At 64.9% G+C, this 15,234-nt stretch carries 12 protein-coding genes; 7 read left to right on the forward strand and 5 right to left on the reverse strand.

The features are described from left to right. Positions 1-200: 200 nt before the first annotated feature. Entirely contained in the window at positions 201-2,114 is a 1,914-nt protein-coding gene (locus tag GM676_RS00930) for a SurA N-terminal domain-containing protein (RefSeq protein WP_155461498.1), read from the forward strand. Positions 2,115-2,150: 36 nt separating this feature from the next. On the opposite strand, the gene mnmH is transcribed toward GM676_RS00930, so the two are convergent. Both mnmH and GM676_RS00940 read right to left on the reverse strand, forming a co-directional pair. Continuing rightward, positions 2,151-3,206: a tRNA 2-selenouridine(34) synthase MnmH gene (gene mnmH / locus GM676_RS00935; RefSeq protein ID WP_155461499.1), complete on the reverse strand. Its 1,056-nt coding sequence runs from the start codon at positions 3,204-3,206 to the stop codon at positions 2,151-2,153. Further along, complete coding sequence (locus GM676_RS00940; RefSeq protein WP_371866086.1) at positions 3,203-3,832, reverse strand: arylesterase; 630 nt, start codon at positions 3,830-3,832, stop codon at positions 3,203-3,205. The genes mnmH and GM676_RS00940 overlap by 4 nt, the downstream gene beginning before the upstream one ends. A 40-nt stretch (positions 3,833-3,872) precedes the next feature. On the opposite strand from GM676_RS00940, the gene GM676_RS00945 reads away from it, so the two are divergent. Next, positions 3,873-4,589 (forward strand): ABC transporter ATP-binding protein, encoded by a 717-nt coding sequence (locus GM676_RS00945; RefSeq protein WP_155461917.1) that lies wholly within the window; start codon positions 3,873-3,875, stop codon positions 4,587-4,589. Here the strand turns inward: GM676_RS00945 and GM676_RS00950 are convergent. Further along, positions 4,586-6,091, reverse strand: coding sequence for an NAD(P)H-hydrate dehydratase (locus GM676_RS00950; RefSeq protein WP_155461501.1), 1,506 nt, complete (start codon positions 6,089-6,091; stop codon positions 4,586-4,588). The genes GM676_RS00945 and GM676_RS00950 overlap by 4 nt on opposite strands. An 84-nt stretch (positions 6,092-6,175) precedes the next feature. Here GM676_RS00950 and GM676_RS00955 point away from each other — a divergent pair, with 84 nt between their 5' ends. The 5 genes from GM676_RS00955 (at position 6,176) to GM676_RS00970 (ending at position 11,843) form a co-directional block, all read left to right on the forward strand. Further along, complete coding sequence (locus GM676_RS00955) at positions 6,176-9,772, forward strand: hydantoinase B/oxoprolinase family protein (RefSeq protein WP_155461502.1); 3,597 nt, start codon at positions 6,176-6,178, stop codon at positions 9,770-9,772. Between the two features lie 36 nt (positions 9,773-9,808). Beyond that, the gene (locus GM676_RS00960; RefSeq protein ID WP_155461503.1) at positions 9,809-10,021 is read left to right on the forward strand and encodes a helix-turn-helix domain-containing protein; all 213 of its coding nucleotides are present in this window, start codon (positions 9,809-9,811) and stop codon (positions 10,019-10,021) included. Positions 10,022-10,034: 13 nt separating this feature from the next. Beyond that, entirely contained in the window at positions 10,035-10,577 is a 543-nt protein-coding gene (locus GM676_RS00965) for a Clp protease N-terminal domain-containing protein (RefSeq protein ID WP_155461504.1), read from the forward strand. Between the two features lie 114 nt (positions 10,578-10,691). Continuing rightward, positions 10,692-10,832 (forward strand): hypothetical protein, encoded by a 141-nt coding sequence (locus GM676_RS31500; protein ID WP_170304183.1) that lies wholly within the window; start codon positions 10,692-10,694, stop codon positions 10,830-10,832. A gap of 3 nt (positions 10,833-10,835) precedes the next feature. Beyond that, the gene (locus GM676_RS00970; protein WP_155461505.1) at positions 10,836-11,843 is read left to right on the forward strand and encodes a TraB/GumN family protein; all 1,008 of its coding nucleotides are present in this window, start codon (positions 10,836-10,838) and stop codon (positions 11,841-11,843) included. A 1-nt stretch (position 11,844) separates the two neighbouring features. Here GM676_RS00970 and GM676_RS00975 read toward each other — a convergent pair whose 3' ends face one another. Further along, positions 11,845-13,482, reverse strand: coding sequence for a response regulator (locus GM676_RS00975; protein WP_155461506.1), 1,638 nt, complete (start codon positions 13,480-13,482; stop codon positions 11,845-11,847). Next, complete coding sequence (locus tag GM676_RS00980; protein ID WP_155461507.1) at positions 13,482-15,137, reverse strand: tetratricopeptide repeat protein; 1,656 nt, start codon at positions 15,135-15,137, stop codon at positions 13,482-13,484. Before GM676_RS00980 ends, GM676_RS00975 begins: the two co-directional genes overlap by 1 nt. Positions 15,138-15,234: the final 97 nt, after the last annotated feature.

Raw genomic sequence — 15,234 nt, forward strand, 5'->3', positions numbered from 1 at the left:
GCTACAGGCTTTTTTGTTTTCCTCGCGATATTTAAAAATATCGCGGGAAGCAACTTTTTTAGCGGCGCGCGTGGCAGTTTTGCCAATGATTCACCCTTGCTATAGAGGGGTGTGCGCTGTAAAATCCGTCAACCGGAATTGGCGAACGCGAGTTCGCCTTTTTTGTATGTGCAAGCCCCATCAATCCGAATTGGCAGACCATGTTTGAATTTATTCGTACCCATCAACGCTTGATGCAGATTTTCCTGGCCATCATCATCGTGCCATCGTTTGCATTTGTCGGTATCGGCAGTTACAAGAGCTTTGGCGATGACGCCGGCACCATCGCCAAAATCGATGGCAAGCCGCTGACCCAGCAGGAGTTCGATAACGCCGTGCGCAACCAGCTGGACACTTACCGCCAGCGCCTGGGCGCACAGTTCGACCAGAAGATGTTCGACACTCCTGAGTTCAAGCAAAACGTGCTGGACCAACTGATCGCCCAGCGCGCCATCGCCGCCGAAGTGATCCACGCCAACCTGAACGTGACCGACGCCCAGCTGCAAAAAGCCATCGTCGACATGTTTGGCGGCCCGGCCAACTTCAATATGGACACCTACAAGCAGGTGCTGGCCGCGCAAGGCCTGCGCCCGGTCGACAACGACGCCCGCATGCGCCGCGAACTGGCCCTGCAACAGCTGGCCGTGGCCATCGAAGGCACCGGTTTCGCGCCGCGCACCGTGGCCAAGTCGCTGTCGGACATCGCCGCCCAGGAGCGCGAAGTGCAGGAGCTGCAATTGCCGGTGGCCGACTTCGTGCCGCAGGTGAAGGTGACCGACGAAATGGTCAAGGCTTTCTACGACAAGAACGCCAAGCAGTTCGAAGTGCCTGAGCAGGCCAGGATCGAATACGTGGTGTTTAATAACGATGCCGTGCTGAGCCAGGTGAGCGTGACCGACGCCGAAGTGTCGGACTACTACAGCAAGAACAGCGCGCAGTTCACCACGCCGGAAGTCCGCCGCGCCAGCCACATCCTGGTGGAAGTGAAGAAGGGCGCCAGCGCCGCCGACACCGCGACCGCCAAGGCCAAGGCCGAAGCCATCCTGGCCGAAGTGCGCAAGGCGCCGGCCGATTTCGCCAAGATCGCCAAAGCCAAGTCGGACGACAAGGGTTCGGCCGAGCAGGGCGGCGACCTGGGTGTGGTGGAAAAAGGCATGTTCGTGGCGCCAGTGGAAAGCGGCATCAACAAGCTCAAGCAAGGCGAGATCAGCGATCTGGTGCAGTCGGAATTCGGCTTCCACATCCTGACCGTGACCGAACTGAAGCCAGCCGTGGTCAAGCCGCTGGACGTGGTGAAGAACGACGTGGCCGAACTGCTGAAAAAGCAGAAGGCCTCCAAGAAGTATTCGGAAATGGCTGAAACCTTCACCAACACCGTCTACGAGCAGTCGGACAGCCTGAAGCCGGTGGCCGACAAGCTGGGCCTGAAGATCGAGACCGCCGCCAATGTGTCGCGCAATCCATCGCCTGTCGCCGGTGCCGCGCCGTACAACAACGCCAAGTTCCTGGCCGCGCTGTTCTCGAACGACTCGCTGACCAGCAAGCGCAACACCGAAGCGGTGGAAACCGCGCCGAGCACCCTGGTGGCCGGCCGCATCGTTGAGTTCAAGCCTGCGACCAAGCGCCCGCTGGCCGAAGTCGATGCGCAGATCCGTCAGCGCGTGACCATCGAAGAAGCCGCCAAGCTGGCCGCCAAGGCTGGCGAAGAGAAACTGGCCGCCTTCAAGAAGTCGGGCGACGCGACCGGTTTCGGTCCCGCCAAGCTGGTGTCGCGCTCCAAGCCTGAAGGCATCAATGGCCTGGCCCTGCAAGCTGTCATGAAAGCAGATACCACCAAGCTGCCAGCCTACGTGGGTGTGGACGTGCCTGGCCTGGGTTATGGCCTGTACCGCGTCGGCAAAGTGCAACAACCGGCCCAGCAGGACGAAGCCCAGCGCAAGAACGAAGCTGAGCAGATCGGCAACCTGATGGCCCAGCAAGAGATGGCGCAGTACATCGAGCTGCTGAAACAGAAAGCCAAGGTCAAAGTGTTGAAGCCGATTGCATCGGCAACCACGGTAACCGAAGTGAAGTAAGTTTGAAGAAAGGGCCGCTGGAAACAGCGGCCCTTTTTACATGGCGATGAGCTGGCGCGCGGCGGCGGCAAAAGCCTCGTCGCTGATGTCGTCCAGTTGCAGCGGCAGCGCTTGCGCGTAGCGGATGAAGTTGCGGTCGATGGAGCGCAGGTAGGCGGGGTCGTAGTGCTGGGCCAGCAGTTCGTCGACCAGCTCGGGCATCTGGCCGGCTTGCGACATGGCTTGCCAGTGGACGATCTTCTCACGCCCGTGCAACTGGGTCAGGTGCTCCAGCTGGCCGTTCAGCGTTTCCGGGCTGGCCAGGAAGTGGTCGTAGTCTTCCATCAGCAGGCGCACACGATTGGCGCGCGACAGCGTCATGGCGATGCAGTCGGAGGCGCGCATGGCGTCCATCAGCGCGGCCGGCACGCGCAGGTTGCCGACCTTCTTGCTTTCCGCCTCCACATACACCGGACGCGCCGGATCGAAGCGGCGCAGCACATTCCAGATCATGGTTTCAAACGCCTTCTGGCTCGGCTGGGGTTGCGACGGCAGATGGCCCAGCACCGAGCCCCGATGCGCGGCCAGTTGTTCCAGATCCAGCACTTGCGCGCCGTGCGCGGCCAGCACTTCCAGCAGGCGGCTCTTGCCGCTGCCGGTAGTGCCGCACACCACCTTGAATTGCAGTTGCGGCGGCTGCTCCAGCGCCGCGTTGACCTCCTGCCGGAACGCCTTGTAGCCGCCTTCCAGCTGCACCACCGGCCAGCCGATCTTGGCCAGGATGTGCGCCATCGAGCCGCTGCGGTTGCCGCCGCGCCAGCAGTAAATCAGCGGCCGCCATTCGCGCGGCTTGTCGATCCACAGGTCTTCGACGTAGGCCGCGATATTCCTGGCGACCAGCGCCGCGCCCACTTTCTTGGCCTCGAACGAGCCGACTTGCTTGTACATGGTGCCGACGCGGATGCGCTGCTCGTCGTCCAGCACCGGCGCGTTGATGGCGCCGGGCAGGTGATCGAGCGCGAACTCGCCGGGGCTGCGGGCATCGATGATGGCGTCAAAGGTGTCGAGCTGGGACAGCACCTGTTCGATGCTCAGGATTTCAGGGTACTTCATTTTGCCTTGATGGTTTTTTGCAGGGTAGGCCAGATATTGGCCAGGATAATCGGATGCGCTTCGGCCAGCGGATGCAGGCGGTCGGGCTGGAACAGCTGCGGCTTGTCGGCCACGCCATCGAGCATGAAAGGCACCAAGGGCGCCTTGATGTCCTTGCTCAGCGTGCCGTACATGGCGAAGAACTTATCGGCATAGTCGCGCCCATAGTTGGGCGGCATGCGCATGCCGATCAACATCACCTTGGCGTCGGCCTTGGCGGCGGCCTCGCTCATGGCGCGCAGATTGGTCTGGGCGGCGGCCACCGGCAGGCCGCGCAGGCCGTCGTTGGCGCCCAGTTCGATCACCACCAGATCGGGCTTGTACTTGCTCAGCAGGGCGGGCAGGCGCGAGCGGCCGCCGCTGGTGGTCTCGCCGCTGACGCTGGCGTTGACCAGCACCGCCTCGATATTGTTCTGCTTGAGTTTTTGCTCGGCCAGCGCCACCCAGCCGGTGCCGCGCGCGAGGCCGTACTCGGCAGACAAACTATCCCCGAGCACAAGCACGGTTTTTGGTGCAGAATAGGCGCTCGCCGCTGCCGATAACAAGAGCAGGGCGGCCAGTGATTTTCCAGATAAACGTTTAAACATATTCAGCATGCCCGATTTTCCTAATGCGTCTTCACATTTCATGCCGGACGGTCCGGCCTTGGCGGCATCGTCGCCGGCGGCGGCAACGTCCATGCATGCGGCCATCGCGGTCAGCGGGTTGGCCAAGCGGGTTGCCGACGCCAGCGGCGAACTGACGATTTTGCACGAGGTGGATTTTACCGTGCAAAAGGCAGAGACGCTGGCCATTGTCGGCGCCTCGGGCTCCGGCAAGTCGACTTTATTGGGTTTACTGGCCGGTCTGGACACGCCCAGCGCCGGTAAAGTGGTGCTGGAGGGTGTAGACATTTATGCACTGGACGAGGACGGCCGCGCCGCGCTGCGCAAGGAAAAGCTGGGCTTTGTGTTCCAGTCCTTCCAGCTGCTGGCGCATCTGACGGCACTGGAAAACGTCATGCTGCCGCTGGAGCTGGCCGGCGTGCCGCAGGCGCGCGAGCGGGCCGAGGCCATGCTGGCGCGCGTCGGCCTGTCCAGCCGCTTGAAACATTATCCGAAATACCTGTCCGGCGGCGAGCAGCAGCGCGTCGCCCTGGCGCGCGCCTTTGTGACCGAGCCGCCCTTGCTGTTTGCCGACGAGCCGACCGGCAGCCTGGACGCGGCCACCGGCGAAGCGGTGATTCAGTTGATGTTCGAGTTGAATCAGCAGCACGGCTCCACGCTGGTGCTGGTCACGCACGATCAGGCCATGGCGGCCCGTTGCGGCCGCACCGTCACCATCGCCGCCGGCCGGCTGGTTTAACGCGCGTGATGCTGGACCATGCGGTTCAGCGCCACGCGGATGGCCGGAAGCAGCTCTCCGGCCGTCAGGCCGATCGGGCCTGTGCCCTCGGTCACCAGCACGTCGGCCGCCATGCCGTGCAGCCAGACCGCCGCCAGCGCCGCTTCCCATTGCGGCCAGCCTTGCGCCAGCAGCGCGCCACATAGTCCCGCCAGCACATCGCCGGTGCCGGCCGTGGCCAGCGCCGGATTGCCGGTGGTATTGATGACGGCATTGCCATTCGGCGCGGCGATCACCGTGCCCGATCCCTTCAACACCACCACCGCGTGCAGGCGCGAGGCCAGCTCGCGCGCGGCCGCCAGCCGGTCCAGCTGCACGGCGGCGGCGCTGCGGCCCAGCAGCCGCGCCGCCTCCAGCGGGTGCGGCGTCAGTACCACGGCCGCGGGACGCAGGGCCAGCGCGCTTTGCAGCGCCGCGTCGGCGGCCAGCAGGTTGAGCGCATCGGCATCGGCCACCAGCGCGCTGCCGCAGCCAATCGCGCGCGCCAGCAGTTCCTGTGCATGGGCGCCGTTGCCCAGGCCCGGCCCGGCCACCAGCGTCGCCAGGCTCAGATCAAACTCGCCGGCGCTACGGCACATCAGTTCCGGCTGGCCCGGATCGAAGGCCAGCGGATCGTCGGCAAACAAGGCATAAACACGGCCGGCCCCGCTGTGCAGCGCGGCACGTGCCGCCAGCACCGGCGCGCCGCTCATGCCGCGCGCACCGCCGATCACCGCCACGTCGCCATAACTGCCTTTGTGCGAGTTGTGGCGGCGCGCGCGCAAGTGGCGGGCAAAGAATTTAACGTCGTTCAGGTGCAGTGAGGCCGGAGGATAGTGGCTGGCGTCGATGTCCAGCCGCGCGAGGTCCACCAGCCCGGCGTAGTCGCGGCCGTCGCAGGTGTGCAGGCCCGGCTTGTTGCCGATGAAGGTAATGGTGTGGGTGGCGTGGATGGCGATGCCGTTCGGGCCGACCACGGCGCCGGTGTCGGCATCCAGGCCGCTCGGCACGTCCAGCGACAGCACGGTGCAGCGCAACTGGTTGATCTGCTCCGCCAAGGCGCGGAAGGCGCCGTCCAGCGGGCGTTTCAGGCCGATGCCAAACAGGCCGTCCAGCACCAGGTTCCAGTCCGTGCTGCCGATGTCGGCATCGTCCCATTCGCGGAAGCGGGCGTCGCTGACCTTGGCGCGCTGTAGCGCTTCCGCGCGCTCCGGCGACGGCGTGCCGCCGGGGGCGAAGTGGATGAGCGTCACTTGCGCGCCGGTGAAGGAAATGTGGGCCGCCGCTTCCAGCGCGTCGCCGCCGTTGTCGCCGGGACCGGCCAGCACCAGCACGCGCGCATGCGCGGTGGAGAAGGGCAGCAGGTCGAGGGCGGCATTGGCGCTGGCCTGGCCGGCGCGCTGCATCAGGGCGCCGGGCGGCAGCACGGCGGCTGCGGCCTGTTCGACGGCGCGGATTTCGGCTACGGAGTAGAGGGGATTCATGCTGTCATTCTAGCATCTAAATTTCTGCACCGGCGACAGATGCACAGCACTACAATAGATGCTTCACAACGAGTCGAGGCACGCATGGATTGGCAATTCTGGATAGACCGTGGCGGTACGTTCACCGACATCGTGGCGCGCGCGCCCGACGGCCGGCTGCGCACGCTCAAGCTGCTATCCGAGAATCCCGAGCACTATGCCGACGCCGCCATTGCCGGCATCCGCCAGTTGATGGGCGTGGCCAAGGGCAAGCCGATTCCGGTGGAGCAGATCGGCGCGGTCAAGATGGGCACCACGGTAGCCACCAATGCGCTGTTGGAGCGCAAGGGCGAACCGACCGCGCTGGCCATCACGCGCGGCTTCCGCGATGCGCTGCGCATCGCTTACCAGAACCGTCCGCGCCTGTTCGACCGCCGCATCCTGCTGCCGGAGCTGCTGTACAGCCATGTGGTCGAGATCGACGAGCGCGTGGGCGCGCATGGCGACACGGTCACCGCGCTGGACCTGACCGCGGCGCGCGCGGGCCTGGCGCAAGCCTACGACATGGGCTTGCGTTCGCTGGCCATCGTCTTCATGCACGGCTACCGTTATCATGCGCATGAGACCAAGGTGGCCGACCTGGCGCGTGAAATCGGCTTCACGCAGGTATCGGTGTCGCATGAAATCAGCCCGATGATGAAGCTGGTGGCGCGTGGCGATACCACGGTGGTCGATGCGTATTTGTCGCCCATCCTGCGCCGCTATGTGGACCAGGTGGCGCAGGAGCTGCCGGGTGTGAACCTGCAATTCATGCAGTCCAACGGCGGCCTGACCGATGCGCGCGCCTTCCAGGGCAAGGACTCGATCCTGAGCGGCCCGGCTGGCGGCATCGTCGGCATGGTGCGTGCCTCCAAACTGGCCGGCTTCGACAAGGTGATCGGCTTCGATATGGGCGGTACCTCGACCGATGTGTCGCATTATTCGGGCGAGTTTGAGCGCGTGTTCGAAACCCAGGTGGCCGGCGTGCGCATGCGTGCGCCGATGATGAGCATCCACACGGTGGCTGCCGGCGGCGGTTCGATCCTGCACTTTGACGGCAGCCGCTATCGCGTGGGGCCGGACAGCGCCGGCGCCAATCCGGGACCGGCCAGTTACCGGCGCGGCGGACCGCTCGCGGTCACCGACTGCAACGTCATGCTGGGTAAAATCCAGCCGCAGCACTTTCCGCAGCTGTTTGGCACGGATGGCAAGCAGCCGCTCGATGCGGATGCGGTGCGGCAGCGCTTCGCCGGGGTGGCCGCGCAGATCGTCGCCGCCACCGGCAAGGAGACCACGCCGGAGCAGGTGGCGGAGGGCTTCCTCGATATCGCGGTTGGCAATATGGCCAACGCCATCAAGCAGATTTCGGTGCAGCGCGGGCATGATGTGACCGAGTACGCGCTGACCAGCTTTGGCGGCGCCGGCGGGCAGCACGCCTGCCTGGTGGCCGATGCGCTGGGCATGAAGACCGTGTTCGTGCATTCGCTGGCCGGTGTGATGTCGGCCTACGGCATGGGCCTGGCCGACCAGACAGCGATGCGCGAAGCGGCCGTTGAACTGCGCTTGAGCGAGGCCGCGATGCCCGATCTGGAGGCGCGCTTGCACGCGCTGGGCCGCCAGGCACGTTCGGACTTGCATCATCAACAGGTTGAAGATGAACGCATATCGCTGATCAGCCGCGTGCATCTGCGCTACGAGGGCACGGATACGGCGTTGATCGTGTTGCTGGATACGGTGGAGAGCATGCAGCAGCAGTTCGAGGCCGCATACCGCAAGCGCTATTCTTTCCTGATGCCGGCACGTGCGCTGATCGTGGAGGCGGTGTCGGTGGAGGCGATCGGCAAGTCCGATGCGCCGTCCGAAGCGGTGGAGCCGGCGCCGCGCCGCGTGTCCGGCCTGACGCCGCATACGGTGGTGCCGATGTACACCGGCGGCAAATGGCGGCAAACCAGTTTGTATCAACGCTCGGCCACACGCATTGGCGACATCGTCAAAGGCCCGGCGATTATCGCCGAGGCCAATGCCACCACCATCGTGGAAGCGGGCTGGCAGGCCGAGGTCACGCTGCATGATCACTTGGTGTTGAAGCGCGTGGCGGCCTTGCCGGAGCGGCGCGCCATCGGCACCACCGCCGATCCGGTGATGCTGGAGATTTTCAATAATCTGTTAATGTCGATCGCCGAGCAAATGGGGCTGCGCTTGCAGAACACCGCCTACTCGGTGAACATCAAGGAGCGGCTGGACTTCAGCTGCGCCATCTTCGACGCGGACGGCAACCTGATCGCCAACGCGCCGCACATGCCGGTGCATCTGGGCTCGATGGGTGAGAGCATCAAGACGGTGATGCGCGAGAACGCGGGCCGCATGCGCGCCGGTGATGTCTTCATGCTCAATGATCCGTACAACGGCGGCACGCATTTGCCGGATGTGACGGTGATTACGCCGGTGTTCGATGCGGCCGGCGCACAGATCCTGTTCTATGTCGGCTCGCGCGGCCACCACGCGGACATCGGCGGCACCACGCCAGGTTCGATGCCGCCGGATTCGCGCGTGATCGAGGAAGAGGGGGTGTTGATCAATAACTTCAAGCTGGTGGATGGCGGCCAGTTGCTGGAGGCGGAGACGCGCGCCTTGCTGGCCGGTGCACAGTACCCGGCACGCAATCCGGACCAGAACATGGCCGATCTGCGCGCGCAGATCGCCGCCAATCAGAAGGGCGTCGAGGAACTGCACAAGATGGTGGCGCATTTCGGTCTTGATGTGGTGCAGGCTTACATGGGCCATGTGCAGGATAACGCCGAGGAGGCGGTGCGGCGCGTGATCAGCGCCTTGAGGGATGGCGCGTTCACGCTGCCGCTGGATAATGGCGCGCGGATCCAGGTGGCGGTGCGGGTGGATCAGGCGTCGCGCAGCGCGGAGATTGATTTCACGGGCACCTCGGCGCAGCTGGAGAACAATTTCAACGCGCCGTCGGCGGTGTGCATGGCGGCGGTGCTGTATGTGTTCCGCACGCTGGTGGATGACGAGATTCCGTTGAACGCCGGTTGCCTCAAACCCTTGAAGGTGCTTATCCCGCAAGGCTCGATGCTGAATCCTCACTATCCCGCCTCGGTGGTGTCGGGCAATGTGGAGACGTCGACCTGCATCACCAATGCGCTGTATGGCGCGCTGGGTGTGATGGCGGCGGCGCAGGGCACCATGAACAATTTCACCTTCGGGAATGCGAAGTATCAGTATTACGAAACCATCAGCGGCGGCTCCGGCGCCGGCGACGGTTTCGACGGCACGAGCGTGGTGCAGACCAATATGACCAACTCGCGCCTGACCGATCCGGAGATACTGGAGTTCCGTTTCCCGGTGCGTCTGGATAGCTACGAAATCCGCGAAGGCAGCGGCGGGGCGGGGCGCTGGCATGGCGGCAATGGCGGCGTGCGCAAGGTGCGTTTCCTGGAGCCGATGACGGCGGCCATCCTGTCCAACAATCGCATTCATGCGCCGTTCGGCATGGCCGGCGGCGAGCCGGGTGCGCTGGGGCGCAACAGCGTGCAGCGCGCGGATGGCCGCGTGGAGGTGCTGGGCCACATCGGCAAGACCGATATGCAGCCGGGCGATGTGTTCATCATCGAGACGCCGGGTGGCGGTGGATTCGGTTCGTCAACGTAAGTTGACAATCCGGGATTCGTCAATTAAAGTTGACGCATGACTGATCTCCATCACCTGAAGATTCCGGATGCGCCGGGCGACGCTTTGGCGGCCGCCCTGGCGTTGCGCGATCTGGCCGACCAGATCGAGCGCAAGGCGGTTCGGCAGGCGCTGGCAGACGGTTGGACCTGGGCCCAGATCGCCGAAGCGCTTGGCGTGAGCAAGCAAGCCGCCCACAAAAAGCACGCAGCGAATCTGGCGCGCGGCTGACCGGAGATGAACGATGTTTGCAAAACTGAAGCAACGCTGGCAGGACACACGCACCATCATGAAGTTGTCGCTGGACGCTGAGCAGCGCGCCTTGCGGGAAGGGCAGCAGCATCCCGGCGCGGAGCATTACACGCTGGCCGCGCTCGATCTGCCCGACGGCAGCGCGCGTCGCGTGTTCGCCCGCATCGGCGCCGACCCCGAAGCCTACCGCGCCGCACTCGCCAACCGCCACACCGCCGCCCTCAGCGCCATCGGCCTCGCGGCCGCCAACGCGAACGTCACGCCCGCCGGCGCGTCCTCTGCCGCCGACGGTCTGGCGCCGCCGGCCGAGCCAACCCTGCTGTTCGACGCACAGCCGTCCGGGCAGACCCTGATGCAAAGCCTGCCGGAGCTGCAACGCCGCTTGCCGGCGCCGCTGTGCGGTGCGCATGTGCTGCTGGCGGCCGCCGCCATGGCCCACAGTGCCGCCGGCCGCGCCTTCAAGGCCATCGACATCGACCTGCAAGCCCTCGGCAGCGCCGCCGAAGCCGAGCTGCGCGCCGCCATCCCGTCCTGACCGGCCCATCTGGCGATACCCTGGGTGCCGGAATCCGCTACCCCGGATTCCCGCCTTGCCGCTCCCGGCGGCCGGACGTACAGTTGAATTTTTAACAGGCCGGGAGATCACATCATGCGCAACTTATTGAGGCTTTGCCGTTCGCACAGCACGCCGCGCGCAGCGATCATCTCCGCCTTCGCGCTCTGCGGCCTGTATTTTGTCTCCTGGTACGTCATCAGCCACTATCTGACCGCCGGCCTGACCGGCTTCTGAACCATGCGCCTACGCCTGCTTGCCGCACTTTGCCTGACCCTCAACCTGAGCGCCGCGCTGGCGCAAACCGAAGCGGCACCGCCGGCCGAGCCGGCTGCCGAAGCCGCTCCCGAAACCATCCTGCTGGTCGGCCAGCGTCCCGGCCCCGGCCTGTGGAAAGTCAGCAAAGGCGACCACGTGTTGTGGGTGTTCGGCACCTACTCGCCGCTGCCGCAGAAAATGGAATGGCGCTCGCAGCAAGTTGAAACCATCCTTGCGCAGACACAGGAATACCTTGGCCCGCCGGGAGCCTCGGCCCATGTCGGCTTCTTCCGAGGCCTGACGTTGCTGCCGAGCCTGATCGGCCTGAAGAAAAATCCCGACGGCGCTGCGCTGAAGGACGTGCTGCCGCCCGAAGTCTACGCCCGCTGGCAACCACTGAAAGCCAAGTACCTGGCCGATAACGACGACGTCGAACAGGAGCGCCCCATTTTCGCTGCCGAAGCCCTGTACAGCGCCGGCCTGAAGCAAGCCGGGCTGTCGCAGGGTGGCGAGGTGGAAAAGAAAATCGCCGGCATCGCCAAGCAGCGGAAAATCAAGCAGACCGCCACCGTGGTCGATCTCGAAATCGACAATGCTTCCAAGATGGTGAAGGACTTCAAGAAATCCCAGCTGGCCGACGCGGCCTGTCTCGACAAGACGCTGGCACGGCTGGAAACCGACATCGATGCCATGCGCGTGCGCGCCAACGCCTGGGCCAAGGGCGACATCGAGGTGATTCAGAAACTCAAATATCCCGACCAGGAGCGGGAATGCGCCGATGCCATGACCAGTGGTGAATTCGCCAGGAACACGCCGGCCTTCCAGAACGTCAAGCAGCGCGTGCGCGATGCCTGGCTGGCCGCCGCCGAGAAATCGCTGGCCGCCAACACCAGCACCTTCGCCACGGTGCGCATGAGTTACCTGCTCGGGCCGGACAGCCTGCTGGCCGCGCTCAAGACCAAGGGCTATCAGGTCGACAGCCCGGAATAAGTCAGGCCACCGCCGAAATACCGTACTTGCGCTGGGTATGCTGATACTGCGCCTGTAGCGTTTCCAGTGATGGATGGTCGGGCTCCAGCCGGCGCATGCGCTCCAGCAGGAACAGCGCCTGCTCGGCCAGCGGCGCTTCCCAGCCCAGGTCGTCCAGCTGCTTGAGGATGGCCGAGGTGGCCGCCGGCAGCAGCGCCATATTGCCCGGCGCCTTGCGCAGGCCGGCGTTCAGGGTATCCACCGCCGCGCGCAGGTCGCCGTGCGAGCGCAACTCGGCCGCGTGGGCGATCAGCTCGTCCACCTGTATCTTGATCTGCTCGCCCATGCCTTGCGCCAGGTCGTGGCGGCCGGCTTTTTCAAACACTTCCACCGCTTCGTCCATGGAGACGCCGCTTTCGGTGTCGTTCATCAGATTCAGCATCAGGTCCGAGGCTTGCTGGTCGAGCTTGATGCTCAGGCAGCTATGCACCAGACCAATTTTCAAGCCAGTCGACAGCCCACGGCTGCCGGGCACGGCATTGACGGCGTTGGTCAGCTCGGTGGCGGCGCCGCTCAGGTTGCCGCTCATTTCCTGCACCAGCCCGGCGGCGATGGCGCGGCACACCTCCACATTCGGGCCGCTGCGCAGCGAACGCTCCATGTCGCGCACCACGCCGCTGGCCTGGTTGGCGTCGCCTTTTTTCACCAGCGTCTTGACCAGCCTGACGTGGTCTTCCGGATCGCGGAACTCGGAATACTTGGCCTTGGCCACTACCTGCTTGAAGGCCTTCTCGGCCACGCCGACGTCGCCCGTTTCGTAAGCCACTTCGCCCAGATGGCGCAGCCGGCCGACGACGTGGGGCGAGATCGAGACCGCGTCTTCCAGAATTTTCTTGGCCGCTTCCTGCTGGCCCAGCGCCTCGTGCGTGCGCGCCAACAGATCGTAGGCCGCCATGTAGCGCGGGTTTTGCTCCAGCAGCGCTTCCAGCGTCTGCTGTGCTTCCAGATATTTTTGCTGGCCGAACTGGCAGCGCGCCAGGCCCAGGTGCGCCCAGGCGATGGGGCGGGTCATCAGGATCACCTGATAGATTTGCTCGGCCTCGGCCAGTTCACCCAACTGGGCCAGCAGTTCGGCGCGCAGGCGGGCGAAATCGGCGGCGTAGCGTGGCTGTTTCTCTTCGCCGGCCACGCATTCGGCAATCGCCTTGTGCAGGTTGCCCAGCTCGATCATCTGGTAAGCGCGCATGAACAGGTCGCGCCGGTCGATCGCCTTGCGGATGCGCTGAAGCAGGGCGTCCACGGTGAAGGGCTTGAGCACGTAGTCGGTCGGGGTCAGCTCGGCCGCGCCGATCACCTTGCTGTACACGCCCTCCGAGGTCAGCATGATGAAGATGGTCCACGGCGAGATCAGCTTGTGGCGGCGCAGGTCTTCCAGCAATTGTTGGCCGTCCTGGCCGCTGTCGCCGGCGGTGCTGCCGAGGTCGTACTCGCACAGCACCACGTCATAGCTTTTCTTGTTGATCTGACGGATCGCCGTCCCGGCGCTGACAGCGTCGTCAATGCTGCTGATGCCAGCCTGGCTGAGCAGGTTGCGCAGATTGGCGCGCACGCTCTGGTTGGGGTCAACCAGCAGGACGGAAAGGGCGGCGTAGTCGGACATCAGGAGCTTTCTGCCGAAGTGGGCGTTGGATTGGCCGCGGCCTTCTGCCGCAGCGCCGCGTATTGTGCCAGCAAACCGGGCAGCAGTGTATGCTGGGGATTATGCTCACGCATGCGCCGCATCAGGGTGGTGCATTGCGTGGCCAGCCCGGCATCCCAGCCCAGCTCGGCGATCTGGCGCAGCATGGTGGTCACGCTGACCGACCACAGGTCGGCATGGGTGGGGTAGCGCTGCAAGGCGTCCTGCAAGGCCGATACCGCGCCACGGATGTCGCCGGTGCGGGCCAGCACGGCCGCTTCGCGCACCACCGCGTCCACCGCCTGTTCCTGGCTCACCGTGTAGCGCTTGACGATGTCCTGCCGGCCGGCTTGCTTGCACAGGGCGATGACTTGGTCGGCATCGACCTCGCTGTGCGGGCTGGCGATCAGCTGGTCGAACAGGGCGGCGGCTTGTTCGTCGAGGCGGTTTTCCAGACAACTGTGGGCCAGGCCCAGCTTGAAATCGCTGGACATGCCGGTGGCTTCGGCCAGCTTCTCCATGGCCTTGGCCAGCTCCGCCGCCGCGCCCTCGGCGTCGCCGTTCAATTGCTTCACCATCGAGGCGGCATAGCCTTTGCAAACGTCGACGCTGGGGCTGCTGCGCATCGAGCGTTCCAGGTCGCGCACCACGCCGGCGGCGCCGGCCGCGTCGCCCTTGTGGACCAGCGCGCGCACCAGGTTGACGTGGTCGGCCGGATCGCGGAATTCCGAATACTTGGCCTTGGCCACCACTTGCTTGTAGGCTTTTTCGGCCCCGGCCACGTCGCCGGTGGCCAGCGCCACGTCGCCGAGGTTGCGCAGGCGGCGCACCATGTGCGGCGACAGGGCCACCGCGTCTTCCAGCACCTGCCTGGCGTCGGCATCCTTGTCCTGCTCGCGCAGCAGCCTGGCCAGCAGGTCGTAGGCGGCCATGAATTTGGGATTGTCCGCCAGCAGCTGACGCAGCAGTTCTTCGGCGTCGGCCAGCCGGCCCAACTCGTACACGGCGCGCGCCTGGCCCAGCTGCGCCCAGCCCAGCGGCTTGGCCTTCAGGATGTCGGCATAGGCCTGCTCGGCCTCGGCGTGGCGGTCGAGGCTGGCCAGCAGTTCGGCGCGCAGGCGGGCGTAATCCATGGCGTAGCGCGGCTGAGTGGCCTGGTTGGCGGCGCAGGCGTCGATGGCCTCGCGCGCGCGGCCCTGGCCGATCAACTGGTAGACCGGCAGGAACACCGCGCGCCGCTCCAGCGCGCGGCCGATGCGCTGCGACAGCACGTCCACCGTGAAGGGCTTGAGGATGTAGTCGGTCGGCAGCAGTTCGGCCGCGCTGACCACCTTGCCGTACACGCCTTCCGAGGTCAGCATCACGAAGATGGCCCACGGGCTGATGATTTTGTGGTGGCGCAGGTCTTCCAGCAGTTGCTGGCCGTCCTGGCCGGCGCCGTCGGCGCCGGTGCCGAGGTCGTACTCGCACAGGACGACGTCGTAGGAACGCGTGCTCAGCGCGCGGATGGCGGTGGCCGCGCTGACGGCGTGATCGACCTTGGTGATGTTCACCTGGGTCAGCATATTGTGCACGCTGGCGCGCATGCTCTGGTTGGGGTCCACAATCAGGACCGACAGGTTGCTATAGTCAGGCATTTGTTGCTCTCTGGGGCCGGCTGCTTTCGGATGAGCATACTCCAAGGCAAGCCGAAAAGCCGTTTTTTTGACTTTTTAGGGCCGAAATGTTGCACCG

The organism is Duganella radicis (genome assembly GCF_009720825.1).
GTDB classification, from domain to species: Bacteria; Pseudomonadota; Gammaproteobacteria; order Burkholderiales; family Burkholderiaceae_D; genus Rugamonas; species Rugamonas radicis.

Coding starts and splice junctions, on each gene's coding strand:
- GM676_RS00930 (WP_155461498.1), top strand. CDS start 201: ATGTTTGAATTTATTCGTACCCATCAACGCTTGATGCAGATTTTCCTG.
- mnmH (WP_155461499.1), bottom strand. CDS start 3,206: ATGAAGTACCCTGAAATCCTGAGCATCGAACAGGTGCTGTCCCAGCTC.
- GM676_RS00940 (WP_371866086.1), bottom strand. CDS start 3,832: ATGTTTAAACGTTTATCTGGAAAATCACTGGCCGCCCTGCTCTTGTTA.
- GM676_RS00945 (WP_155461917.1), top strand. CDS start 3,873: ATGCCGGACGGTCCGGCCTTGGCGGCATCGTCGCCGGCGGCGGCAACG.
- GM676_RS00950 (WP_155461501.1), bottom strand. CDS start 6,091: ATGAATCCCCTCTACTCCGTAGCCGAAATCCGCGCCGTCGAACAGGCC.
- GM676_RS00955 (WP_155461502.1), top strand. CDS start 6,176: ATGGATTGGCAATTCTGGATAGACCGTGGCGGTACGTTCACCGACATC.
- GM676_RS00960 (WP_155461503.1), top strand. CDS start 9,809: ATGACTGATCTCCATCACCTGAAGATTCCGGATGCGCCGGGCGACGCT.
- GM676_RS00965 (WP_155461504.1), top strand. CDS start 10,035: ATGTTTGCAAAACTGAAGCAACGCTGGCAGGACACACGCACCATCATG.
- GM676_RS31500 (WP_170304183.1), top strand. CDS start 10,692: ATGCGCAACTTATTGAGGCTTTGCCGTTCGCACAGCACGCCGCGCGCA.
- GM676_RS00970 (WP_155461505.1), top strand. CDS start 10,836: ATGCGCCTACGCCTGCTTGCCGCACTTTGCCTGACCCTCAACCTGAGC.
- GM676_RS00975 (WP_155461506.1), bottom strand. CDS start 13,482: ATGTCCGACTACGCCGCCCTTTCCGTCCTGCTGGTTGACCCCAACCAG.
- GM676_RS00980 (WP_155461507.1), bottom strand. CDS start 15,137: ATGCCTGACTATAGCAACCTGTCGGTCCTGATTGTGGACCCCAACCAG.